Genomic DNA, 23,733 nt, shown 5'->3' with positions numbered 1-23,733 from the left:
AAAATTTATTTCCTCATCTTCTCCAGGTAAACCTAAGATGCTGTTGGATGTCTGTTGCAGGGTATTCAACTTTTCAAGGTTTTGGAGCATCTGTATATAGATGAGCCGATGTAAATTAGCTGTCTTATACACAAGAGTAAGGGCTAGCTGAATTACGCTTCTATCAAGGTTTTTGGGTGCTTGATAACTCATAACCACGGACATAAACAGGGACATTAAAAAATTCTGTTTTATGCTAAGACGCTTCCCGGTAGATACCCTTCATCAAAAGTTAGAAAAAGCACTTGCTCTTTACAAAGCAGCCACATAAAACCCCCATGCTGCGAGCTTGGGAACTTGTGTTGAGGAAAACTGCGGAGTGCCGGAGTAGGCTAGTGAGGGCGATCGCTCCAACCCAGACAAGTTTGCCTATGTGGGGCATGTTATGCAGAAAACTCGTGCCATCGGATGGATTGGCAGTACAAAGTTTAGCCTTTTCCAGGGTGCGATCGTCAGCGGAATGGGAGCAGCTAAACCCGCTGTCGACTGAAGCCTAAATCAAAAATTCGTAGAAAAAATAAATATGAGACATTCCAGCTTCTGAAGGGCATATTAGAGAGGACAAATTTCCTGCTCCAGAGGTCGCTTGGCAGTAGGTAGGGGCAGGAACTCCTTACCATAGAAGGTTGGTATGAGTACAATTACGCCCCATTACCGCACCGTTCAACAGCTTCTGCAAAACCAATCATTTGCAATCGACGAGTACCAACGGGAGTACAAATGGGAGAAGGAGAACATCGACGAGCTACTCTCCGACCTGCGTGATAAATTCTCCAACTGCTATCGGGAGGGCGATCCCACCACACGGGTCAGTGCCTACGAAGACTACTTCCTCGGCTCCATCATAGTCAGCAAGCGGAACGGTAAGAGCTACCTGGTTGATGGACAGCAGCGCGTTACCTCGCTGACTCTGCTGCTTATCTATCTCCACAATGCTGCCAAGGAAAGGGATTTAGGTATTGCTGGGACAATCGCTCCCCTGATCTTTAGCGATAACTGGGGGCTACCCAGCTTCAATCTGGACATCCAGGAACGTTTGCCTGTCATTGATGCACTTTTTCATGGCAAGGACTTCAATCCCGAAGGCAAAGATGAATCTGTTCAGAACATATATGTCCGTTATGAAGACATTGAAACAATGGATCTGGCTGGTGAACTAGGTGAAGCTTTGCCTAATTTCATTTACTGGCTAATGAACAAAGTAGGTCTCATTGAAATCGCGACCGACAACGACAACTATGCCTACGCCATTTTCGAGACCATGAATGACCGGGGTAAGCCCCTCAGCCCCGTCGATATGCTCAAAGCCTACCTGCTTGCCCCCATTGAAGATGCCGACCAACGGCGCACCGCAAACCAAATTTGGAAACAGCAGGTTTTAGACCTTATTTCCTGGGGCGGGAGCCATGAACCCGAACGGGATGCCGTCTGCATTAAAGCCTGGTTGCGGGCACAATATGCTGATACGATTCGCGATCGGAAAGCCGGAGCCGCAGACAAAGACTGGGAATTAATCGGTAGCGCTTTCCACCGCTGGGTACGGGACAAGCGCTCAGACTTGAAGCTAGGTACCCAGGCGGCTAACTCTTCGTTAATTTCCGATCACTTCACCTTCTTTTCCAAAACCTACCAACTCATTCTGTCAGCAAGCCGTTCCTACACGCCAGGGTTGGAAGCAATCTTCTACAACGCTCATAATGAGTTTACCTGGCAAAATACGGTTCTGTTGGCCCCCCTCTGCGACACCGATAACAGCGATACAGTACGTCGCAAGATATCAGCCACAGCAACCTATCTCGATATTTGGCTAATGCGTCGAGTGGTCAACTACGTTCGTGTTGGCTACTCCAGCACAGCTTACGCAATGTTTCTCCTATGTCGTGATATTCGCCGAAAACCTTTAGAGGAGCTGGTCGAGATCCTGACACAAAAGCTTTCCAATGATGAAGTGTCCTTTGAAGGTATCCCTAGTAGGGGAAGAGGGGGGCTTTGGGAGTTTAATCTGAATCAATTTAGCCGCCGCTATATTTACCACCTCCTAGCACGCCTGACATCCTTTATTGAGAAGGAGTCTGGTATGCCTGACAAGTTCGACTCCTATGTCGATCGCACCCCCAGAAATCCCTTCGATATTGAACATATATGGGCAAACAACTTCAGGAAATGCGGACGTGATTTTGCTAACACCAACGAATTCGAGGAATGGCGGAATCACTTCGCCAGTCTATTGCTCCTCCCAGCAGATGTGAATCGTAGCTTGCAGGACAAGATTTTTGAGGACAAGCTCCCCCACTATGCCAGCCAAAATCTTTATGCTATGAGCCTTACCGCTGCGGCCTATCAGAATAAGCCACAGTTCAAAGCGTTCCGGGAACGGTACAACCTGGATTTCAAGCCCTATGACCACTTTGGTAAAGCGGAGCATGAAGAACGCTATAAAGTGCTGCGGGAGCTGGTGCTGCGCGTATGGTCTCCCGATCGCCTGAAAGAGGTGCTGGTATGAGCACAGTCGGCCAAAAGGAACGAGCAACCCAAGATCGAGTCATCAGGCCGTTCCGTGATCACCTGGGCTACACCTACCTGATTTTATCTTTAGCGAAATGCTCAAAACGCTTTCACAACAATTTTACTTGATGAACATGTAAACAAAGTAGGAGTATAAACCAGCGATTTGCTGAAGCTTTGGAGCAGGGGAACTGCTTGCAGGGTTGACTGAACTGGAAGGCTGAGAGCGATCATTCTTATAAGGCAACGCTGCGTTACATTGGCAACGTAGATTTAGTTCTGCAAGGGTGACTATGAGCAAAGCCAGCTATCCAGTGCCAACAAAAACAGAAATAGAGCAAGCATTGGATATTCTCAGCAGTGATGAACGTTTAACTTCTGCCGGATACGGGCTCGTAGGAGAAAGTAGCCTATCTGGACATGCGACCTTGGAGAGGTGGCAGGAATTTCGTAACCAAATGCTGTCTATCAAAGACGAGGTAGGTTTACAGGAACAGCTTTTTACTGCGTTGTGTTACCTGGCAAAACTAACACCTACCAAAGCGATCACTGATAAGCAGCGTTCGTCCTACCATTGGAAGCACCGGGCAGAGAAATGGGGAAAGGCTCAAGGATTTTGCCCCTACGTTTCAAATGGAGTCTTCATCCTTGCAGCTAAGATGAAAGGGTTTCCCACAAAAGGTATGGGAAACCCTACCATTGGTATCCTCTTAAAGAGTTCACTAGCTCTTGACTCAGAGGCTTGATCTTGTCTCTTGGGTTTTCAGGGTGAGGAACAAACCCAAAACAATGTATCTAAGCCACATCAGTTAAGCTTTAGACGAGAAACTTACTGAACCGTTTCTGCTGGTAAGCAATCGTCCTCTTCTATGAGATCGGCAATATAGCCCAGTTTTGCTACCACCTCTTTTATCTCTTCTGCTCTCTGCGCCTCCACCAATCGCCCTTACCTATTTGCTGAAGTGCTGGTGAATCTTCTGTGGAAGGTGACGGGCATGGGTAGGAGAATGACGGTAGATACACCTGGTATAGAGAACAGCCCGCTCCTCATGGGGTGGGCTTTTTATTACGGGCGGTGGCGATCGCTCTATGCTTGTTTTTCAAAGTCAATTCTCTGCTGAACCTTCTTGACTAATGCTGAGACAGCGAGGGTTTTGCTACCGTACCCGTGGACTTCCTTGCAAGCCTGGTAATAGCTCAGTAGTGCTGATTCAAGTAGCACAAGCTCATCAAGATTCAGGTGCAGGTTATCCATGTATTTACAGCGAAAGATTTATTAATAACCATCATCTAACTCTAGTTCTGCACCAAAGTATCTCTGTCCGAGGGGAGTGGTCTAAATAGTGTGGGTGGGGACGATCGCTCCCCGCAAAAGCCAATCGTCTGCATTCTTAGCCATCTCGGCGGTCATGGGCGATCGCAGCCCTAAAAGCTTCTCCCAAGTGCATAGCCAGCGCCAAAACTACCCAAGCCAGCCAAAGTTACCAAGATGACCTGCTCTGATAGCTGCTTGTCTTCAGCTATACCCTCATAGACAAATGCAGTGGTAGCAAGGAGAAAAACGGCTCCTACAACTACCCCTTTCATCTGCTCATTCATGCAACGTCCCTTCGTTTTGCTAGTTCACCAGGATCTTACGTGGTCTTCAATACGATTGCGATCGCAACCACAGTAAAAAGCCCCCATGCTGCAAGCTGGGGGCTTTTGAGAAGGACTATGGAGTTCCAAAGTGAGATAGTGAGAGCGATCGCTCTTATGCCCTGGCCAATGCTGCTTGCAATAGGACAGCGTTGACCTTGGTTATGGTGTAGCGCGTGGAGACTACTTCGTGGTTGTAGTCGTATTGGGTTGCCACTTGTACCTCTACATCAAGGGCATCTCCAGGAACCAGAGGAACTTTGATGGTAGCGACCCCTGGATCCAGGGTTTCAGCTTTGATAACTTCTTCTCCGTGGCGAAATTCCCATTTCCCCTGCATCAGGGGAGCTACCGTCTTAATCTTCAAGATCATGCGTCTGGTTGCATTGAGCAGCATAGGGATCACTTCCATCGACTCTATATTCACATCTAGCACAAAAGAAGCAGGTCGAATGTCTGCTACGGTCAGGCAGGGGGGCCGCTCGCCTCATACATGTAACAATGCGAGCAGTAAGCATAGGTCAAATTTCAGCCCACCATTGAAGGCGGGCTTTTTATTGACGATCGTCCCTTGTGACACAATCCAATTGATTAGCACTGACGCTGCGTGCACTCCACCGCACTGCGGCTTTTATTTGAGGCAATCCCATATTCTCAGCCAGTGTCACTAATTTCCTCGTGGATCTGCTGTAGAGTTGCTGCTCGATAGAGTGGGAAGATATAGTCAAGATCAATCGAATGGTTCCCCCAGCTCTGTTGCTGGGGGTTTTACTAAGGGCGTGTCTCTGCTGCTCTCCTCTACTGACAGCCCTAGCTTTTTCCCTTATGGCATAGTTCCAAATACATTTCGGGTCTTCCCGCACTTCTTTCAGTGGTGTGTAGTTTTGCTTGCCTTGAGCGATCGCTAGGAGCCTCCACCTCTGCTCCGCATTCCCCGCAAAAAATGGGGGTTTTTGGTACAAAACAGGAGTAGAAACACGCTCCATATTCTCACTCGGAAAACCGTAATCTGGAGTACATTCCTAGTGGATAACGTTGAGATGAGTGACTTTAGTTGGCTCGCTGATCTTCCTCCTCGGAGCCGCAAATCAGCAGGTTTTGTAGATCATTACCTGAATTCTTTTGCATTCCCTCGGTTGCCTAATGACGCAGTCTATATGTGTGGGTGGAATGAGGCTCAAGGGATGGGCGCTAGAACTCAGAATAAATAAATTGCTGCTCATCAACCCTACATCCGCTCCTGACAGTTAGGCGCTGGGCGATCGCTGGGAATTCTAAGCCAAGACCTTTGAAGGGGTTGCCGCTGTCAATTTGATGGCGGTTTTCTTTTATGTGGGTGATCGCCCATCAACCGAACCGATACATGGGTGACGAATGGGGAATCTTAAGCCAGTACCTACCGAGTTTTGCCGTCGTCAAGATGAGTGATATTGAGATGAGTAATAACTTTGGTTGGCCAGTTGGCCTTCCTCCTCACAGTCGCAAATCAGCTGGCTTTATGGATCGTTGCCTTGATTCCTTTGGAGCCCCTCGGTTCCCCGACGATGAATTCTATATGCGTGGATGGGATGATGCTGACAGAATAGGGGTTAAATCTAAAAACAGAGAGCCGCCCTCGTTAAACTTGCTATCGTTCAACTGACTCGCATTCTCCGCACCCCCACCTAGCACCCTCAACAATTTCTGCCGCTCTATTAGTGTTTCTGCTGTCGGTCGGTGCCCGGTGTGGGTGGGATGATAGAGCAATAAAGCATACCTGATAAGCCTTGGCCTTTGCTGCCAAGGCTTTTTGTTGGGCTGCTGCGAGAGTATTTGCGATAGCCACTCGTGCAACAATCCCAATAGTCTTGATTTCAGCCCGCATTGCCTACAGGATGCAAGCTTTTGCTTTGATGGATGCGATTGCTACCTAAGACCTCATCCACTGCCAAACTGTTGTGGAGGGCGACCTTCATCGGTGGAATAATGAGGACGGATACAATCTGATACAAACAACCGCCCGCCCTCCTAGGGGCGGTTTTTTTATTGGGGGGCGTTAGCGATCGCCGCCATTCGACAAAGCCAGCAGCACAGGTCAAATATCCACGCACCCCTCGATGGTGAGCTTTCTTTTGGCGATCGCTTAGCTGATTGCTCTGTTTACTTGTTCTTGTCTAACCTGTAGATAGCTAACAACCCCCTCTAATGACCTGAAAGCCGTCGTTTGCCAAGTTTTTATATTAGTCAAATTATAATACCGACCATACCCTCGATGGCTTACGGAAAAGTAATAACCAAGCTTAAGAGCCACACTTGTTGCAGGGTATCTTGAATTGTTCATTAAAGTAGATGTCATCAACAGGGCCACATTTCTAGTGTGACAAGCCAGCGGGCCTTTTCTCATCCGCTAAGAATGCACCGTCTGATGCACAGATGGCGGATGCTTTGATCGTCAACAGAGAAGGCGATCGCCTCACATGAAAACGCCATGAAGCCGCAGCCCACGCACACAAGATTCTCACAATCCTACTGTTCAATGAATTTAGTGAGATGAATTGAGCATGATTGATACATGACTAATGTGGACAGATACCTTTTGCGTCTGTGTGTTCAGCCACCTGCAATCCGAGAAGCAACAGGATTTGTGGACTATTATCTTGACCTTTATCCATCTCCCCAGCTGCCAGAGGATCCGTCTTATATGAGCGGATGGAATGAGGCATCCGAAATGGGAATTAAAGCTGAACGCGACTCTCTGCCTTTGCTAGGGACCACAGTTCAATCGCCCCGCATCCAGCAGCACCCTAGGGCACAATCCTCATAAGTTTTGGTTCCCCCCCCATGCATTGCACCCAAAAGTGATGCGGTTTTTCATTGAGGAAAGTGAGAATTTCAAAAAACATAAGTCTATATAAGTCGTTGCCCTAGAGCCCAATCCCTGCGATCGCCTGCGCAGGCTTGGTTCTATCAACTTAGGGCTTCACTGCGGCTCGTCAGCTTTCCTTTGAGCAATATCGGCTCTTGCTTGTGCTTGATCTGCCCAATCCTGAGCCTTGTCTGCCTCTATCTGAGAAGACGTAATTTGGGAAGAATCTTGTTGCTGTAAATCTTGGTCGGCTGCTTGTTGCTTTTCATCAGCCAAACCTTGTGCTCTATTCGCTCTCATTTGCGCGGCATCGGCTCTAAGCTGTGCAGCATTAGCACGCAATTCACTTAACGCCTGTCTCAGTTTTCCGGCATCTTGCCTAATCGCCTCAAAATTTGTGTCAGCGTCAGTAGCCCGCTGCTTTAGCAATTCAACTTCATTCTGAAGTAATTCTATTTCTCGGCGAAATTTACTATTCTCCACTGTAAGAGAACCAATTTCAGCCGCGATAGCATCCAGCATCTTAAATTCAGTCATGTTCTGTCGTTATATCCCCTCCTGTACTGTTACACCTGAGATCAAGAACCGCCCACTCCACCAGGAGTGTTTTTTTGAAAACGATGGCGATCGCCTCACAGAATTCTCACAATTTCTTAGTTAAGCAAGAAAACCTCCATCAGCAGGTTGTATAGGTGCATACAACTCCTGTATCCAGCCTTCTGTAACTACTGTTAGATGTGTTTCTTTGTTTGTGTACAAAATAATCATGAATGACCTGTTACTAACAGATCAAGATGCTGCAATCCTTGTAGAAGCGCTGAGTGACCTATCACGTCGCATCAAGATTGGAGCAAATTTTACATACCAGTACAATCGCATCGAAAATTTATTGCAGCGGATTGAAGCCGCAACTGGAAAGCCGCGACAACAATTAGGGCTGCTAGATTGGCGTACTCCACCTGCATCTGGAACGGTGGATGCTTAAGGTCATTGAAAGCGAGTTAACTTTTGACAAGATAGTTAAGCTTGCCTGAGTCTCATCGCTTGACTAATGATACTGGGGTGAATTCACTATTGCATGACGCCCCTACTGCCCCTTGGCCTTTCCGGCTAGAGCAAGAATTGTATTTACAATTTCTTCTGGTTCTGCGGGTAGAGAAATGAATCGGTCAAAACCTGCGCTTGTCGTTGTGCGCTCAGCAATTGCGTAGGAGTACGAATTGACCGTAAGAATAAGTGCGATCGCTGGTATCTGGTTGATGCGCCTCTCGGGTCTGGAGCGGATTTGCTGAATTAGCTCATGGCCGTGCATGTCAGGTAGTTGAATGTTACAGACGACCAGATCTATAGGCTCGTTTAGCAAGTGATGCAGAGCTGCATACGCTGAGTCTGTTTTAACAACTTCTGCCTCAGCACTCTTCAAGATTAGGAGAAGCAGCTCAGCTGTGTTCCAGTCCTGCTCGGCAAGTAGAATCCTTAACCCTTGAAGATCAAGTTTACTCTCAACGGGTTGCTGAACCATAGGGACCACTTTCAAAGGGAGGATTGAGGGCTTCTTCCTGTTTACAGTTTCCTTAGAGCAGGGGCATTGCTCAATAAGAGGAAGTTGGGGTATCTTTTTTGACAGATCTACTGAGGCGGTCGCCCCAACTTATCCCCCCAGATATTCCCCAAAATTCATTCATGCTCATCGTGCTCTACAACCTCTAAACACGATGAGCATAAATCTGACAGATGCCCCCTAAGTGGTGCATTCCTAGCAGTCCTGCTGCCACTGACCAGCCCCAATATATGTCAGTTCCATCCTGATGGAGGCGATCGCCATGCACGCTTCATCCATCAATATCTGAAGGGCACGAACGCTCCATGCTTGCCCGTAAATCTGAGCAACTAGCAATATTGGAGCGGAGCCTTTCCAAGGTCGTACTTGCCCGAGTTATTTCTTTCTCTAGCCCTCGAAGTCTAGCGTCAATTTCTGAGCCAGGTTGTTCATGGGACGACAGGGCAGCATGGTGCTTCAGTAATACCTGTTTATATTCCAAGGTTTTTGTAAGCTCATACTGCAATTCAAGAATGTAGCGATCGCACTCAAGTAAACGTTGCCGAAGGTCGTCAGCATTCATGAGAACACGACTCCAGACACAGCTGTACTTTTCTTGTACGAGAGAGCATCGGTTTTGGATGCTATCAGCGAAAAATTTCTCGGCTTCCATCCACAGTCGTGGCGGGGCACTTGAGATTTCCAGGTATTCTAGCGCTTGCTGGCGTTCAGGATTGTGAGTCCAACAACCTCTCCATCTGACCCATAGCGAATTAGCACATGCTCCTCAGTTAGTTTGCTGCCCTCTCCTACCCCTTCCCTCTCCTCACAGAATGTCCCCTAGAACCGCAGCAGAGGAACAGAAACTTCGCTCCTACTGGGTTCGCCACCACTTGTCTAAAAAGAAAAAATCCCGCCCCTCAGATGGTTTTGGCGGGATGTCACAACCAATTGAACTTTCCGTGGACGAGCTTAACTTCAGGATGCGGCACGCTTAATTTACCAAGTCTTAAGAAGGGGTTCACCCCTGTGCCTTAACCCCACTAGCTCATTGCTCTAATGCTTACTAGGACTGCGGAAATTTAGTTGGACGCCTGCACTAATACAGTTGCATCGGAACTCGGCATAGGACGGCCCATCAAGTACCCCTGCACTTTGTTAACCCGCAGTTTTTTTAACACTTCCAATTCAGCTATGGTTTCAACTCCTTCGGCCACAATTTGACTCTCCGTTTCTCCAGCAAATGTAATGAGAGCTGTAGCAAGGGCACGGCGAGCAGCGTCTAGATGTATATCGCGGGTAAGGCTCATATCCAGCTTAATAATGTCTGGCTTCAGATTCAGAATGTGCCGGAAGCTGGCGTATCCCGCCCCTGCATCATCTACAGCCAATCGTACCCCTTTGTCTCGTAGTGGGGAGAGCATACGTTCAAAGGTTCCATAATCATCGATAGGCGCGTGCTCTGTAACTTCTAAAACAATCCGCTCCAGTGGGACGTCTACCAGAGACCGGGTAATTGCTCCACTTAAGATATTTTCAGGAGACACGTTGAGCGTAATATACACATCGTCAGGAAATTGAGGCAAATCCTGAAGAACCTTGTGAATCACAAGCATTTCAAGTCGCTCGCTCAGACCTACCTGTTGGGCCTCATCAAACCAAACGTTTGGGGCTTGAGGTGGGTCAGCCATGAATCGAGTGAGGGATTCAAAACCGATAAAACGGGCCTGGGAGACACAGTAAATGGGTTGGTAAACAATGCCAATACTTGACGAATTCAGAATTGAAAGAATTCTCTCTCTGACTTCATTGCGAGTTTGGTTTGCAACAAGGTCTTGCTCAATTTGCTGGCTGACAAATTCTGCAAATGCTCGCATCAGGGAAAGGTCGCGCTCCATCAGGGTAGGGTCTGGCTTACGGCTAAAGCAGCAGAAGGTACCATAGAGACAGCCATTTCCTAAACAGATCGGAACACTGAGATGTGCGCCAACGGGCAGTGCTACAGTGACTTCTAATTCCAGTGCTGCTGGACATTGCAAAGCATCCGTAATTAACTCTGGTAAACGTCCATCGACAACACGCTGGCAATAACTCTCCTCTAAAGGATTTGAGTCTCCAATTTGAATTGGAGTTTCTTCCTGCTCTGAATCGATATATCGAAAGAAACGCCTTCCATCTCGAAATTCAGAGATGAAGGCGATTTCCATGTCTAGATGAGAGCGAATCAGCCTTAAAACGTTTTGCAAGGTTTTTGCAATGGAAGCTTCATCTTCTCGGGCTTGGGCTAAAAGGATATCTGGGACGGCAGTCGAGTTTGATGATAGCCGCTCTACTGACAGGCAAGAGTCTGGGGCTTCCATTTAAGATCTCCAAGAACAGAAGTTTGACTCGCATCGGCTGCCTATCATCACTTAGAGAACACTATGTAGATAGTACACAAGGATCTCAGCTTCTTAGCTGTCTTCATTCAGACGGTTCTTTGTCACACCTCTGCTGCAACTAACCCTTCATAGGCGCTTATGGGTACATGAGGCCATCCCTTCATGCCAGTATCTACGTATTTATCCATAAAGCACAGTATTAATCTATACTGAATAGTGAAATCTATCATTCGGCCTTACTCTCTCAAGTCTTCAGAGGGTAGGTCAGATTGATAGAGAGGAAACACCTTTCAACATGTATTAAAAGTGACGCCAGTGAATGCTGTTGTATTTCACTGCTGTGTTGCTGCTGCTCAAAATTTATGCCACCTGACCTTCAGATTGTGATTGATCCCAATGAGCCAGGGGTCGAAGTTGATGTTTGGAGTCCGAATTCTCCTGAAAGGTTTTTGTATAGAAGCATTAGCCTTCCTGTTGCAAAGCGACTAGTTCGACCAGGTTATCTGCTATTTCCTACGTGGGAGGTTACTCCACGGGAGGCACAAGAGATTTACAACCGATACCCATTGGAGGAGTAGTGGCAATACTCACAATTACTAGCAGATCAGCTACCTTATCGCCTTGATGGGCAGCACAGGCAACTCTACCGGCCCTCACCTACATTTCGAGATAAATTCTGACAACGGCAAGGCAGACCCCAGCAGCACATCCTCGACATCCAGGGGGCTCGAACTTTCGGAAGCATCGACCTGCAAGCAACACAAACTGAGGGTAGGGATAGGGCACTGTAAGGTGAATCGCTTTCCCTCATAGGAGAATGACAGCAGGGTGAATAATCTTTTCCCCACTTGCTACGCGTATCCCTTTCGTTGGTTGCACAAATTTTTTACATCCAATCCAATAAAGTTAGAGCGCGTTCAAGAAGTAAGGAACGTTTCCTCCGTTATTCAGCGGAGTTTCTTATTTGGGTATTCTCATCGAACTCAGTGCCGGAGGTAACTATAGAGTAGTTCCTCCAGTAACACGTTCCCGGTACTTAGGGGTGCTCAAGCATTCGGGCAGATTGAGCCCCAAGCAACACAAACAGAATGTAGGGGTAGAGCGCTGTGAGGCGATCGCCTAGCTAGTTGCTCCGCTTACTTGTTCTTGTCTAATCTCTAAATAGCTGACAACCCCTTCTAACGACTTAAAAGCCGTTGTTTGTCAAGTTTTTGAGTTGGTCAAATTATAATGCAGCCCATATTCTAGTCGGCTTGAAAGTCTATTGCTACGGATTGAAGCAGCTACTGGGAAAACACGACAGCAATTAGGGTTGTTAAGTTGGCGTATTGTGCCTGCATTCAAGATGGTGGATGCTTTGGAAAACATTGAAAGCGAATTGAATTCCAATAGGACCGATGGCTAAGCCTGCCTCGCAATTCTGGCTTGCGATTTCTTGGGGCTGGTGAGAAGCGAGGATTAATGGCTAGAGCGATCGCTCTCAAATCGCCCTCCCGGTGGACAAAACTTGCTATGGCTTATGGCACAATTCAGTGCCATGACCCGACCCGCGTCTGCACCAAATTCAACAAGCGTGGGTCTTTTCTGCGGGCCACAGAGCGATCCCTAGTTTTGTTGGCGATTGCGCTGCTAGAGCTCTTTGTATTCCAGACAACCTTTTCTACTATCCTTTTCGAAGGATAATTTGAATTGAATTAATCACGGACTAAGACCCACCTTACTGCTGTTTGAGGTGGGCTTTTTGTGGCGTTCGCCCTTTGGGTAGACCTGTCGCCCTGTTCTCCATGTCACAATTCAGCAAACTACAGTCATAGCCCGCGTGACCCCAAACAGCGCGGGTTTTTCATAGTAAGTTGCGCTGGGCTCCTAACGAGAGATTGAGAACCGCTTCACAGAATTTGTACGTCTGCGATTCCCTTTCAATCAGCCCCAGCTTTTGCTGAAGCCATTCGTTGATGGAAGTAAGGCGTATCCCTTGACTCAGGAGCACTAGGCACTCATTCAACAATGCGTCGTTCCCGTATATAGTTCGAACCAGGTGCTCGGCTTCCTCTGCCTTGATCGGATGGCGAATTGCTAACATTCTTGCTTTTAACTTGATCTCTGCTTCATTACCTTGCATCGCAATCGCCTGTCTCCGGCTTCAGCCCCAACTGACCTGATGGCAGTCATTGTTTCAGTTGTACATCGGTTTCTAATTTCACACCGCTATCTCCCGGCTTGGTATTCAAGCTGGACAGCCCTGCATCGGTCTATTAGCGCTGCCGCTCACGTTTGGAGACGAGGTTTAGAACCGCTTCGCAGAAGGTGTAGGCCTGAGAACCAGGTTCAACCCGTCCTATCTTGCCCTCAAGCCACTGAGTTATGGAGGCAAAGCTTACGCTCCTTTTTGCCAATTCCTCGCATTGCTCCAGTAGCTTTGTGTCCTCGTCGGTGAAGCGGATAAGGCATTCAGCCTCATCGGCTGACAGAGGGGAACGAGCTGCTATCATTCGGGCTTGCAATTTGATCTCTGCTTCATTAGTAAGCATCGCAACTGCCTCGCTTTTTCAGCTTTTTCAAGGGTAATCCCTTCCATGACCAGATCTAGGCAAGGTATATCACCCCTCATCGACTATCCCGAAGGATGGGTGATGGAATGGCACTCATTCTGGCATAACCCAATCACCCAAGCCACCCCCACTTTTTCCCACAATGACTGCCGCCGCTCTGCTGGTGGAGTTGTAGTGGGCATTCAGCTCAGGTGTACTATAAAGATCTCAAACATTAATCTACTTTCGCCCTGCCTTCTGCGGTCGGGCATTTTTGTTTAAGGCATTGCGATCGCCACTTGTGGCACAATTCAAAACACGTAAGTTTTGATTCCCGCGTCGTACTCGCAGACGACGCGGGTTTTTCATGGGCGGTAGACGTGATTTTGGAAAAATATAGGCCTATATAAGCAGTTTAGCGACGGGAAAAATTAGGCATTGAGCGATTGTCACTCACGGATGAACTGCCCTCCGCAGTTGGTTCATTGCTTGGGGCGAGCGCCTGGGTTCTTAATAGCTTCAAGAATGGCTATGATTTCCTCCGGGGTTGCAGGGTACAGGGTTACGTCTTCCGCTTGCAGTCCTCGACTAATCTGCATTCTGCTGACTGTATGTAGCAGATTCACGAATTCTTCATCCGTTAGCGCTTCTATGAAAGGAACGAGTTCGGAAACCTGTGCTTTTAGTTCATCGTCGGTCATGGCTCTGAATCCCTTGCTGTTGGGGTGTGGTCTTTAGTAATTCACTCTTTACTGGTTTAAACACAGGGCAGTCTAGAGGGCTGACAACTATTCCTGTCATTTGACAGCTATCCATGTAAGCCATAAATTCAGGCCCATAGGGATGAATGCACCCCCCGCACTCCTCATTCAATGGGTCACAGAAGATGCAGTCATAACAACAGCTTTCAATCACCGTGTGCCCTCCACTGATTTAAATCCAGGACAGTCTGAGGCATCCATCCTTACCCCTGCCCCTGCACACCGCACGATATAAGCCAGAAACTCGCAGCCCCGAGGATGTTCGCAAGTGCAGTTGTTAACGTCACAGTAAAAGCAGTCTTGGTAGTAGGTCTTAGGCATGCGATCGGTCTTCTATCATTGTCAAAAGTATCCCATGGAGTCGAGAGAGGGGCAGTGCCTAGTTCTTCTTTGCTGCCGCCTTACCTCGTCCCCAACCGATTCACTGTAACCTGGGCAACGTTAAGCACCCTGCTGTCACTACCGCATCATCACCTATCCCCCTGACCACTCCCCCCGGCCTACTGGTGGATCTGCTGTAGGTTGTTGCCGTGGATGGTGAGAGGATTTGGAATAGATTTTCTAATTCAGTCGCGCTCGGTAGCACCTCTTCCGGGCCTTTTTCCATCAACAGCGAGGGGCGATCACCCCTACCCTCTCCCAAGTACATAACCTGCCCCGAATCCACCTATAGCAGCCACGAGAATGATGAGTATTTTCTCAGGCAGCTCCCGACTTCCACTCATCCCTGCATAGATGAGCAGAGCAGTAATGAGCAGTAACCCCACACCCATACTCAACCGCTTGATTGCTTCAGTCATGGCTCGCTCCTTCTAGAAGTAGCGAGGGGTGTGATGGTTAATAGCTGCCACCTAGCATCAGAATCTGTAAAACCTTGAGCACGCCAGTGTTGTCCATGCTGTGCGATCGCTTCCTTCTCCAGCGATTCAATCAATCTATGCAATTCCTCGCTCTCGCCTTCGGGTGTACCGTCGTGCTGCAACGAAACTTTTTTGCGGAACGAGAACGAAACTTCTCCTTTGTTTGAAAGCACTCCATAAGAGCCCGTCACAAAATAGTGCGTTTCAAACATAGCGATCGCCCTCCCGCTCCCTCCCTAGAATATTCCCTTGAACCGCAGCAGAGAGACAGGAAATTTGTCCCCTAGGGCGTTCGCCTCCACTTGTTCAAAAAAAATCCCGCCCCTCAGATGGTTTTGGCGGGGTGTCACAACCACTTGAATTTTCCGTGGACGGGCTTGACGTCAGGATACGGCACGCTTAATTTACCAAGTCTTAAGAAGGACTTCACCCCTCTGCCTTAACCCCACTAGCTAATTGCTCTAATGATTACCAGGCCGGTGGAAATTTAGCTGGACGTCTGCACTAATGCAGTCGCATCAGAACTCGGCATGGGACGGCCCATCAAGTACCCCTGCACTTTGTTAACCCGCAGTTTTTTTAACACTTCCAATTCAGCTATGGTTTCAACCCCTTCGGCCACAATTTGACTCTCTGTTTCTCCAGCAAATGTAATGAGAGCTGTGGCAAGTGCACGGCGGGCAGCATCCAGGTGTATACCGCGTGTAAGGCTCATATCCAGTTTGATGATGTCGGGCTTCAGGTTCAGGATGTGTCGAAAGCTGGCGTATCCCGCCCCTGCGTCATCTACAGCTAATCGTGTCCCTTGGTCTCGGAGTGGGAAGAGCGTGCGTTCAAAGGTTTCATAATCATCGATAGGCGCATGCTCTGTAACTTCCAAAACAATCCGCTCAAGGGGAGCATTGACTAGAGACCGGGTAATTGCTCCACTTAGGATATTTTCGGGGGCTACGTTGAGCGTAATATACACATCGTCAGGAAATTGAGGCATGTCCTGAAGAACCTTACTAATCACAAGCATTTCAAGTTGCTCGCTCAAACCTACCTGTTGGGCCTCATCAAACCAAACGTTTGGGGCTTGAGGTGGATCAGCTATGAATCGGGTGAGGGATTCAAAACCAATAAAACGGTCCTGGGAGACACAGTAGATTGGCTGGTAGACAATACCAATACTTGAGGTGTTTAAGACTGAAAGAATTCTCTCGGTTACTTCACGGCGGGCTTGATTTGCGACAAGGTCTTGCTCAATTTGCTGGCTGACAAATTCTGCAAATACCCGCATTAGGGAAAGATCTCGCTCGACCAGAGTTGGGTCAGGCTCACGGCTAAAGCAACAGAAGGTACCATAGAGACGACCATTGCCTAAACGGATCGGAACACTGAGATGGGCTCCAACAGGCAGAGCTATCGTGACTTCTAATTCCAGAGCTGCCGGACATTGCAAGGCATCTGTAATTAACTCAGGTAGGCGTCCATCGACAACTCGCTGGCAATAGCTTTCATCTAAAGGGCCCGAGCCCCCAACTTGAATTGGAGTTTCTTCATGTTTTGAATCGATATACCGAAAGAAACGCCTTCCATCCCGAAACTCAGATATAAAGGCGATTTCCATGTCTAGATGAGAGCGGATAAGCCTTAAAACATTCTGCAAGGTCTTTGCAATGGAAGCTTTATTTTCTCGGGCTTGGGTTAAAAGAATATCCGGGACGGTAGTCAAATCTAACGATGGCGGCTCTCCTGACAGGTAAGAGTCTCTGGCTTCCATTAAAGTTCTCCAAGAACAGAAGTCTAACTCGCATCGCCTGTCATCATTCGCAGAACACTAAGCTAATATTACCCAACTGTTTTGACTTGTTAAGCTATTGAAAGAACAAATCTAAAACTTTTCCAAAAGAAATTACTAATCCATATAAAGAGATCTTATAGAACTGGAGGATCTGGAGAAGAATCTGAAAAGCCTAGAGCTACCCGGTCGCAACAAAGTAGGTCGTCGCCTAAAGCGTCTGATGACTAATAGGACAGCTGTAGTTGGGCTAACGGCTGGAGCTGCCACTGTTGCTGATAATGTCAACCAATTCACCGACCACCTGGCCGAGCTGGGAGAGAAGTTGGGTGCGATCGAGTTGGTGCAGCCGCAACAGCCTAATATTATCATTCCTTGATAGAAATTTATAGGGATTGAACCAGACGGAGGGTTTTCTAAACATCAGCAGATTTTGAGCAAAACCCAAGACCATATGTAATAGAGACAGGTTATGCCTCATCTTTTGCCTTCAAATCGTCCTATGCAAGATCCTATATAAAATCATAAAGAGGATGAAATAAAGCTCTGAGTAAAAATTATTGCATGGTCAGCTATAATTTGCTTTTAAGCACCCAAGTACTTGATTTGTAAGCATTTTAGGCTTTGAGCCTCAATTATATAGATTTGCTTTTAAGCACTACTAGGCCCAAAAGGGAAGATAACGAGCATAGCGAGTCGAACTAGAAGCAGAGTCATCTGCTTTGATTAGTCCTGCTTCTTTGGTCACACCAATTACTTGAGACACTAAAACATTCTTCGACTCGTCAAAACCAAATCGTTCCCGTAGAGACTGGTTTGACATTCGTTGATTACTAACATATTTTAGGCAGCAATGTTGGTAGCAAGCGCGAATTCGATCTGATTTACCCATATCGGAAAAGTCTTGATGAGCGAATAAGACGGATGTAGTACGTGTCTCACCAACTCGAAAATCTGGCGCAGGTAACTGAAAAATCTCTGCTGCACTTACTACTTTGTCAATACCGCTACCCTTTTCCTCGCAAATGCCAAAACGACGCATAAGGTCAGCGAGTTGCTCGTTACGTGAACGATATTCGTCAATAAAGCGTTCTACTTGAATAGGTGGAATACCAGGATTAGAAATTTCAATTCGATCACTGTACATCTCAATCATTACTGAAGCACCTGTAGCGAGAAAATCTTGATGCACTAGTGCGTTAGCAATTAACTCCCTCAAAGCCTGTTTTGGAAACATTTTTACTTCTTCCCGCATTACTTCTTCAATGAAGCGATTTTTGGGGGCTGCTGAGTGGACGAAATCAACTAGCCCTTCAAAGCCAACTGCATAACCGCGATTACCTGTCTTGTCATCGCGCGTTTGAAGCTTGTTTATGCCTTCATATATAACGACACGGGGAGCTTTACGAGCCAGATTGGAAGAAAAGGCATCTAATTTTTTTGCCAGAAGAATAGCGGCCAGATTTGTGATTATCCAACCTTGAGATGTTTGTTTAATTAAATCTTGACTCTGCAACCGCTCTAAAACAGCATCGCGGCTTGTTGGATAGGGAATATCTAACAGCTCAAAATATGTTTGGGTATCGAGAAGGGCAATAACATTATCAGAGCTAGCATCAGAGCGAGCAGGTTGAGAAAACCAGTCTTGATGATCTTCAGCAAAAATGCGCTTGAGCATATCTGGCGTCATTGGCACCAAATCTTCACCCGCGCGCATCAAGTAAGCGCCATCAAAAGTGAATGCTTGCCCTACAGGACGAGTAGGTATTTCAAAAACGAGCACCCGACCATTAGGGTGCTGTAGCTCTGTTACTTCTACCCGAAATCTAAGTTTCTCTACAATTAGAGCTTTAACACTGTTCAAAGACGTTGGAGATGGAAATGCCTGTGTCCCAACTATGGTACGAGGAGGCTTATTGGTGACGCCTAAGACTAAATAACCTCCACCCTCATTAGCTAAAGCCACACAGTACCGTAAAAGTTTAGTTGTATCGTATTGCTGTTTAGCTTCCTTAAATTCAAGCTGCTCCGTCTCTGACGGAGCAAGTAGCCATTGTTCTAGACTTTCAAGAGTAACCATGTTTATCTCTAGGTCATCCAGTAACACAATAGCCTTTTATCTTACACCGCTGCGGGGGGGGACAATAAATGTAGATTCTCTTAGATCTTAGAGTGAAAATCTTAAAGTCTTCAATTAATATTCCTATCAATGTTTAAGTATCAGTGTTAGAAAAATAAGACAACACGAAGAGATACGAACTATAAATAGTATCTCTATCAATAAGCTATACATGCTCGTTGAAATTCTCTTAATCTACCTTCAAGATCCCATACTTCAAAAATCCAGCTTTCAAGCTCATCAACAGGATATGGCACTAAATTTGACGCTGATTCAATATCAATGACTTGATCATCTCCTAACAGTATTGGAGGTAACTTTAGTTCCTTCTTCTTGGAGAAGAGTGATTCCAGGCATATTAAATGATTGCCACTCATACCTCGTTTCATGAAGTTTTGCCTACCGATTTCTAGTATTCCTCTCAGACGACCTGTTAGGGGGCCATTTAACATCTCCTGCTCTATAACTTCCATTTCACTAACCACCATACTTTGTAGTTCTGGAATGGGAGGCAAGCCAGCAGAAGTGACTACGCTTTCAAGCCACTCATATAAATTTGAAACATTATCACTTGAAGCATATTGAGCCAGCACAAAGAAAGCAAAGCTTCTATCTTTTCCAGATAACAGTTGAGAAGCTCTCTCATCTATAAATCTATGTATTGATAAAGGCTGTTGTTCTTTGAAATCTTTAGGTAATTTAAGCTGACTAAATACTTGAGAGGGAAGATTGAGGCATAATGATGCTAGAGCTGATGAGAGCCGATAAGCTAATCCAATATCCTGAATTTCCATAAAATTGGCGAGACAATGAGTCGCCACTGAGTAAGCAGTTAGCTCTGGATTATAAATTTTCTCAATACACATAGACTGAAACAATTGGGATTCAACTAGCAATTGATCCGCATCTAGTTGTTTTTCAAGTTCAGGAAAAATAATTGTATATTCAAGCTCAAACTCGGCGGCTGTAGCTATTGTTTCCATTAAGGAAACAATAGAAAGTGGCACTCGGCTGATAAGAGAATCCTCAAAGCTCTTAAATCGTGTAGTTAGGAATGGACGATCTGACCGGAGTCTACCATCACTGCCATACTGCAAGCCAAAAGAGTACTCATATTTCCATGGTACTCTACGCCAGGAATTACTATGAATTGCTGGACCGTTTACACGATAGTAATCCTCGCAATTATTTCTTGAAATCTCAGAAAATAGTTTTATTATTCTCCATAACTCCTCTTCATCCTGGACGTAAAAGGCATTAAACGCATTATATATAGAGACAAGATTATTTTGGCCCCAAAGAGTGCTTGTATGATCCAGCCAATGGGTTATTTCATGAATGATTACTGACCAGATTTTCCTTATAAGAATTACATTTTTAGGATCCTTATAAAGTTCTACAAAATCCTTCATTTCAACTGAGTTCGCAAACACAGTTTGAGTCAAGAATTCATATCTACCGTCTGCCGTAAGGTTCGGAAAGCCACGCCATTTTTTCAGTATCTCCTCTAATTTCTGACCCATCGTTTTTTCAGGCGTCATAGTCAATTTCCAGCTCACTTTTACGAAGAAAAACTGAAATTATATAGAGAAACATCAATTGATATCTAATTTATCACTGTTACTCAGTGGAATCATTAGACGGCAGCTCCACCTCATATCGAAGAAAAAGCTCTGTATTGAAATGTCAAGGATTTGAGTTAGCCGATCAACGTTAGCCAAGTAGGACTTGTCCCTCCCCTCTCAACAAGAGAGATGAACGTATAGTAAAAACCTCCACGGTCTGCTAAAGCCTCTTGGGCAAGATCTAGTTCCCTCCACCATCGCTGGATCAACTTCTTTGTCTTTCTGTAACCGGCAGCAGTTTTCTTAGCACCGCTTAATCATGTTAGAGCTTCATGGCTTTGTCCACAGGAAGTTTGATGAATAATAACTGTCCGTTCGCTCAATGATACTATTCCCAATTGCTTCGACAGGAGAAAAGTATGAACAATTTGCTCAAGAAAGCGAATGGGTTCCTCAAACGTGTTTACAAAGTAGAAGTAATGTAGGGAAGCAGGTTCCCGCTTTCCGCCAAAGATTATAAGAAATCGTAACCAACCAGAGCAGGACCATACCTCTCATCGACTCGTTACACCCACCAAAAATTTGAACCTCTCATAACAGAAGGGTTTTCAGCCGTTTTCAATTTATTTACTCCAAGTAAACCTAACAGGGGTGAGGTTAACGACAATCTTGCGCATGGGAAAGGCGTAACCTGCGTTTTTCACCGCGGCCCTAACGCGCTCTTTTGATTCCTGCACTTCCTGAGACGGGAGGCCCACGACAACGATGCCGGGTAAGCCCCCGGCAATGTCCGTTTCAACCCCAACTTTAACCGCATCAATGCCAATGAGTGATGCACTCCAGACTCGTGAAAGCATACAATTCCTAATTGCGATCGCCATTCAGCCCACGTAATACAAGCTCCGCTTCGGATGAGAACGGTACGTTTTTTTGCTGGGATGTCTGCGTATCGGGCATCCCAGCAAAAAACATACGGCTACTCTATAGAGGGCTCTGTATGAGCAGAAGAGGCTTAACTGCTCCTGCTCAGGTAGATTAAAGGGCAGTGGTTATAAACCCATAAACTGTAGAGTTCCCTAAAACAGTACGAAAGCACCACTGTATTTCTCGGATGCTGTCGCGTCACGGCAACAGGGGAAGTCAGCTTGTGTTTGAAAGTGCTTTGCACCTTCAAACACAAGCTGACTTCCCTATTTAGGACTTCTGCATTCTTGTTGTGTTTGATGAATCCCTAGGACTTGTGGCGCAGGTGGAGCGGCAGGCTCACGGTCGCCTTTGTCCAACCCTGGCCGCTGGTTAACGTAATGGTGCCCTGTAGGTATTCCACCAGTCGTTTAGTAAGGGGAAGGCCGAGGCCCGTTCCGTCAATGAAGGAAGGATTGAAGTTGGGGGTACGGTAGAACTTTTCGAAGACATAGGGCAACTCTTCGGTAGGAATTTCAGCCTGGTTTTGTACGATGATGAGCAGGCGATCGCTCTCCACATCGCGCTCAACCGTCAGTTTGATTTCACCACCGAAAGGGGTATGTTTGTTGGCGTTCTTTAGAAGTTCTTGCAGAATGCGTTCTAGCTTCTGGCGAACGGTCAGGAGGCGGGGCAACTTGCGGGAGAGCTGGATGGAGAAGGGTTGTTGGGACGTCGTAAACGCGGCTTTGAGCGGCTCCACAAATTTAGGGAGCCAGGCTCTCACATCCAGGCTATCCAGGGCCAGTTCTGGGTAGGCTCCTGCTTCTAGATATTGCAAATCGAGGAGATCTGTAATTAAATTGGCTTCGCGATCGCACTCCTCCCGCAAAATGTGCAAACACCGCTCTCTCTGCTCGTCAAATTTAGCGATGTCTATTACATACAGGGCCATTTTCATGTTGGTTAATGGCGTCCGTAATTCATGAGAAATCGTGCTTAAAAAGTCATTTTTTAACCAGTTGAGTTTTTTCAACTGTTCAACCTGGTTTTGCGACTCCTTATAGAGGCGAGCTTGGCGGAGGGCGGTCGCACACTGCTTAGCCACCTGTTGAATCAGGTACACCTCACTCGGCGTTAATGCCTGCTCCTTGGCACTAAAACACCAGATGTCGCCTAACACCTCCTGGTGATCGACAATCGGACATGCCAGGATCGAAACCTCACCCCGGATTGGGTTATTCAATTCGCAAAACTGGAACGTTTGACACTGCAACAATTGCCGATACCCTTCTGGGAAGCTTTGCATGGCTACAACTCCCCGATTGGAAGGAGAAACGGGTATTTGGGTAAATGCGCCATGAACGGTAGAGGTCTGGGCTGACAGGTCGTAAAGGCCAATGTCACAGGCTTTTAGATTCAGCGCCAGGGTAAGTTCTTGCAGGGTCGTTTGCAGGATATGGGCTTCGTCGAGGTTGTCGCGGAGGCGATCGCCAATCTGGCGCAGGGCTTCATCAGCAACATTACGCTGCATCAGTTGCGTATTCAGGGCTTGAAGCTGAGCCTCTGCCTCTTTTTGAGGCGTAATGTCCCGAACAATCCATCGCAAAGCGGTCGGCTCTCCCTCTTCTTGCCGCACAACCGCGACTTTAAGAGCACTGTCAAAGGCGTAGCCCTGGCGTGGCTGGATTTTGATTTCCCAGTCATATTCCGAATCAAGTTGCAGTGCATGCAGCAGATTCTTCCGGAAAATACTTCGTGCTTCCAGTTCAATGAAAGAGATGAGGGGTTTACCGCGCAGTTTGGATGGGCTAACTCCCAAGAGATCAGCCGCTTTCTTGTTGGCTTCTCGGATCGCGCCATAGGCATCGGTCACCAGGTAGCCTTCGGATGCAAACTCAAAAAGTTCTTGATAACGTAGCCGCTCCGTTTCAATGACTATATGGGCTGCGAGTAACTCTTCATTTTGCTGGTGCAGTTCTTCTTCAGCAACCTGCAGTTCCTCCATGGCAACCTGAAGTTCTTCTAGAGACTGCTCTAATAATTCAGAATTCGTATCGCTTGTGAGGCCGATCTGATTTTGTAAAGTTTCTATTCGACTCGATATCTGTTTCTTCTGCTTCGAGAATTCAAAGATGTCCATATTTTCCTAGGGCGTGTCATCAATTAAGCCAGATGAGCGTTGCTGCCAGGTAGATACCCCCTAAAAAGCTCTCCGCTAGCTTATCGTACCGGGTTGCAATCCCCCGGTATTGCTTCAGTT

Annotated in this window: 21 protein-coding genes and 1 pseudogene; 6 read left to right on the top strand and 16 right to left on the bottom strand. The window is 46.8% G+C overall.

Annotated elements, in window-relative coordinates:
• Positions 1–670 precede the first annotated feature (670 nt).
• Together H6F91_RS20200 and H6F91_RS20195 are read left to right on the top strand one after the other, a co-directional pair.
• Entirely contained in the window at positions 671–2,542 is a 1,872-nt protein-coding gene (locus H6F91_RS20200; protein ID WP_190789445.1) for a DUF262 domain-containing protein, read from the top strand.
• Between the two features lie 295 nt (positions 2,543–2,837).
• Positions 2,838–3,290, top strand: coding sequence for a hypothetical protein (locus H6F91_RS20195; protein ID WP_190774335.1), 453 nt, complete (start codon positions 2,838–2,840; stop codon positions 3,288–3,290).
• A 1,007-nt stretch (positions 3,291–4,297) separates the two neighbouring features.
• On the opposite strand, the gene H6F91_RS20190 is transcribed toward H6F91_RS20195, so the two are convergent.
• The 3 genes from H6F91_RS20190 to H6F91_RS20180 all read right to left on the bottom strand — a co-directional run bounded on the left by H6F91_RS20190 (position 4,298) and on the right by H6F91_RS20180 (position 7,564).
• Complete coding sequence (locus H6F91_RS20190; protein ID WP_190774333.1) at positions 4,298–4,579, bottom strand: hypothetical protein; 282 nt, start codon at positions 4,577–4,579, stop codon at positions 4,298–4,300.
• A 1,456-nt stretch (positions 4,580–6,035) separates the two neighbouring features.
• Positions 6,036–6,260, bottom strand: a complete 225-nt coding sequence (locus H6F91_RS20185; protein WP_190789444.1) for a hypothetical protein — start codon at positions 6,258–6,260, stop codon at positions 6,036–6,038.
• Between the two features lie 881 nt (positions 6,261–7,141).
• Positions 7,142–7,564, bottom strand: coding sequence for a hypothetical protein (locus H6F91_RS20180; protein WP_190774331.1), 423 nt, complete (start codon positions 7,562–7,564; stop codon positions 7,142–7,144).
• Between the two features lie 229 nt (positions 7,565–7,793).
• Between H6F91_RS20180 and H6F91_RS20175 the strand changes: the two genes are divergently transcribed.
• Positions 7,794–8,012, top strand: a complete 219-nt coding sequence (locus tag H6F91_RS20175) for a hypothetical protein (RefSeq protein WP_190774330.1) — start codon at positions 7,794–7,796, stop codon at positions 8,010–8,012.
• Positions 8,013–8,114: 102 nt separating this feature from the next.
• Here the strand turns inward: H6F91_RS20175 and H6F91_RS20170 are convergent, their stop codons facing one another.
• From H6F91_RS20170 to H6F91_RS20155, 3 genes are all read right to left on the bottom strand, one after another.
• Positions 8,115–8,549: a response regulator gene (locus H6F91_RS20170; protein ID WP_190774329.1), complete on the bottom strand. Its 435-nt coding sequence runs from the start codon at positions 8,547–8,549 to the stop codon at positions 8,115–8,117.
• Between the two features lie 310 nt (positions 8,550–8,859).
• A complete protein-coding gene (locus H6F91_RS20165; protein WP_190774328.1) occupies positions 8,860–9,150 on the bottom strand; it encodes a hypothetical protein in 291 nt (96 codons plus the stop codon).
• 499 nt (positions 9,151–9,649) lie between these two features.
• A complete protein-coding gene (locus H6F91_RS20155; RefSeq protein ID WP_199307955.1) occupies positions 9,650–10,927 on the bottom strand; it encodes an EAL domain-containing protein in 1,278 nt (425 codons plus the stop codon).
• A gap of 645 nt (positions 10,928–11,572) precedes the next feature.
• Between H6F91_RS20155 and H6F91_RS28605 the strand changes: the two genes are divergently transcribed.
• A complete protein-coding gene (locus H6F91_RS28605) occupies positions 11,573–11,761 on the top strand; it encodes a M23 family metallopeptidase (RefSeq protein ID WP_347280063.1) in 189 nt (62 codons plus the stop codon).
• A gap of 612 nt (positions 11,762–12,373) precedes the next feature.
• On the top strand, positions 12,374–12,631 hold the full coding sequence (locus H6F91_RS20150; RefSeq protein WP_190770843.1) for a hypothetical protein: 258 nt from the start codon (positions 12,374–12,376) through the stop codon (positions 12,629–12,631).
• A 572-nt stretch (positions 12,632–13,203) separates the two neighbouring features.
• Here the strand turns inward: H6F91_RS20150 and H6F91_RS20145 are convergent.
• The 5 genes from H6F91_RS20145 to H6F91_RS20125 all read right to left on the bottom strand — a co-directional run bounded on the left by H6F91_RS20145 (position 13,204) and on the right by H6F91_RS20125 (position 16,865).
• The gene (locus H6F91_RS20145; RefSeq protein WP_190770842.1) at positions 13,204–13,479 is read right to left on the bottom strand and encodes a hypothetical protein; all 276 of its coding nucleotides are present in this window, start codon (positions 13,477–13,479) and stop codon (positions 13,204–13,206) included.
• Between the two features lie 482 nt (positions 13,480–13,961).
• The gene (locus H6F91_RS20140; protein WP_190770841.1) at positions 13,962–14,180 is read right to left on the bottom strand and encodes a hypothetical protein; all 219 of its coding nucleotides are present in this window, start codon (positions 14,178–14,180) and stop codon (positions 13,962–13,964) included.
• Between the two features lie 689 nt (positions 14,181–14,869).
• Positions 14,870–15,040 (bottom strand): hypothetical protein, encoded by a 171-nt coding sequence (locus tag H6F91_RS20135; protein WP_190770840.1) that lies wholly within the window; start codon positions 15,038–15,040, stop codon positions 14,870–14,872.
• Entirely contained in the window at positions 15,037–15,312 is a 276-nt protein-coding gene (locus tag H6F91_RS20130; protein ID WP_190770839.1) for a hypothetical protein, read from the bottom strand. The genes H6F91_RS20135 and H6F91_RS20130 overlap by 4 nt, the downstream gene beginning before the upstream one ends.
• A gap of 275 nt (positions 15,313–15,587) precedes the next feature.
• On the bottom strand, positions 15,588–16,865 hold the full coding sequence (locus H6F91_RS20125; protein ID WP_199307954.1) for an EAL domain-containing protein: 1,278 nt from the start codon (positions 16,863–16,865) through the stop codon (positions 15,588–15,590).
• Between the two features lie 241 nt (positions 16,866–17,106).
• Here H6F91_RS20125 and H6F91_RS20120 point away from each other — a divergent pair, with 241 nt between their 5' ends.
• On the top strand, positions 17,107–17,262 hold the full coding sequence (locus H6F91_RS20120; protein ID WP_190770838.1) for a hypothetical protein: 156 nt from the start codon (positions 17,107–17,109) through the stop codon (positions 17,260–17,262).
• 282 nt (positions 17,263–17,544) lie between these two features.
• Here H6F91_RS20120 and H6F91_RS20115 read toward each other — a convergent pair whose 3' ends face one another.
• From H6F91_RS20115 to H6F91_RS20095, 5 genes and pseudogenes are all read right to left on the bottom strand, one after another.
• Positions 17,545–18,963, bottom strand: coding sequence for an ATP-binding protein (locus H6F91_RS20115; protein WP_190789443.1), 1,419 nt, complete (start codon positions 18,961–18,963; stop codon positions 17,545–17,547).
• A 197-nt stretch (positions 18,964–19,160) separates the two neighbouring features.
• Positions 19,161–20,543, bottom strand: a complete 1,383-nt coding sequence (locus tag H6F91_RS20110; RefSeq protein WP_190789442.1) for a hypothetical protein — start codon at positions 20,541–20,543, stop codon at positions 19,161–19,163.
• Between the two features lie 671 nt (positions 20,544–21,214).
• A pseudogene (locus H6F91_RS20105) lies at positions 21,215–21,424 on the bottom strand (magnesium chelatase domain-containing protein); the annotation flags it as partial.
• 374 nt (positions 21,425–21,798) lie between these two features.
• Positions 21,799–23,613, bottom strand: a complete 1,815-nt coding sequence (locus H6F91_RS20100; protein ID WP_190789441.1) for an ATP-binding protein — start codon at positions 23,611–23,613, stop codon at positions 21,799–21,801.
• A 19-nt stretch (positions 23,614–23,632) separates the two neighbouring features.
• Positions 23,633–23,733 (bottom strand): transposase (locus H6F91_RS20095; RefSeq protein WP_190771277.1); only part of this gene is annotated, 101 nt, incomplete at its 5' end.

Source organism: Leptolyngbya sp. FACHB-8, from assembly GCF_014695575.1.
Taxonomy (GTDB): Bacteria; Cyanobacteriota; Cyanobacteriia; order Elainellales; family Elainellaceae; genus Vacuolonema.
Note: the sequence above shows the minus strand (reverse complement) of the source record. Positions and strands in the feature narration are given on the sequence as shown.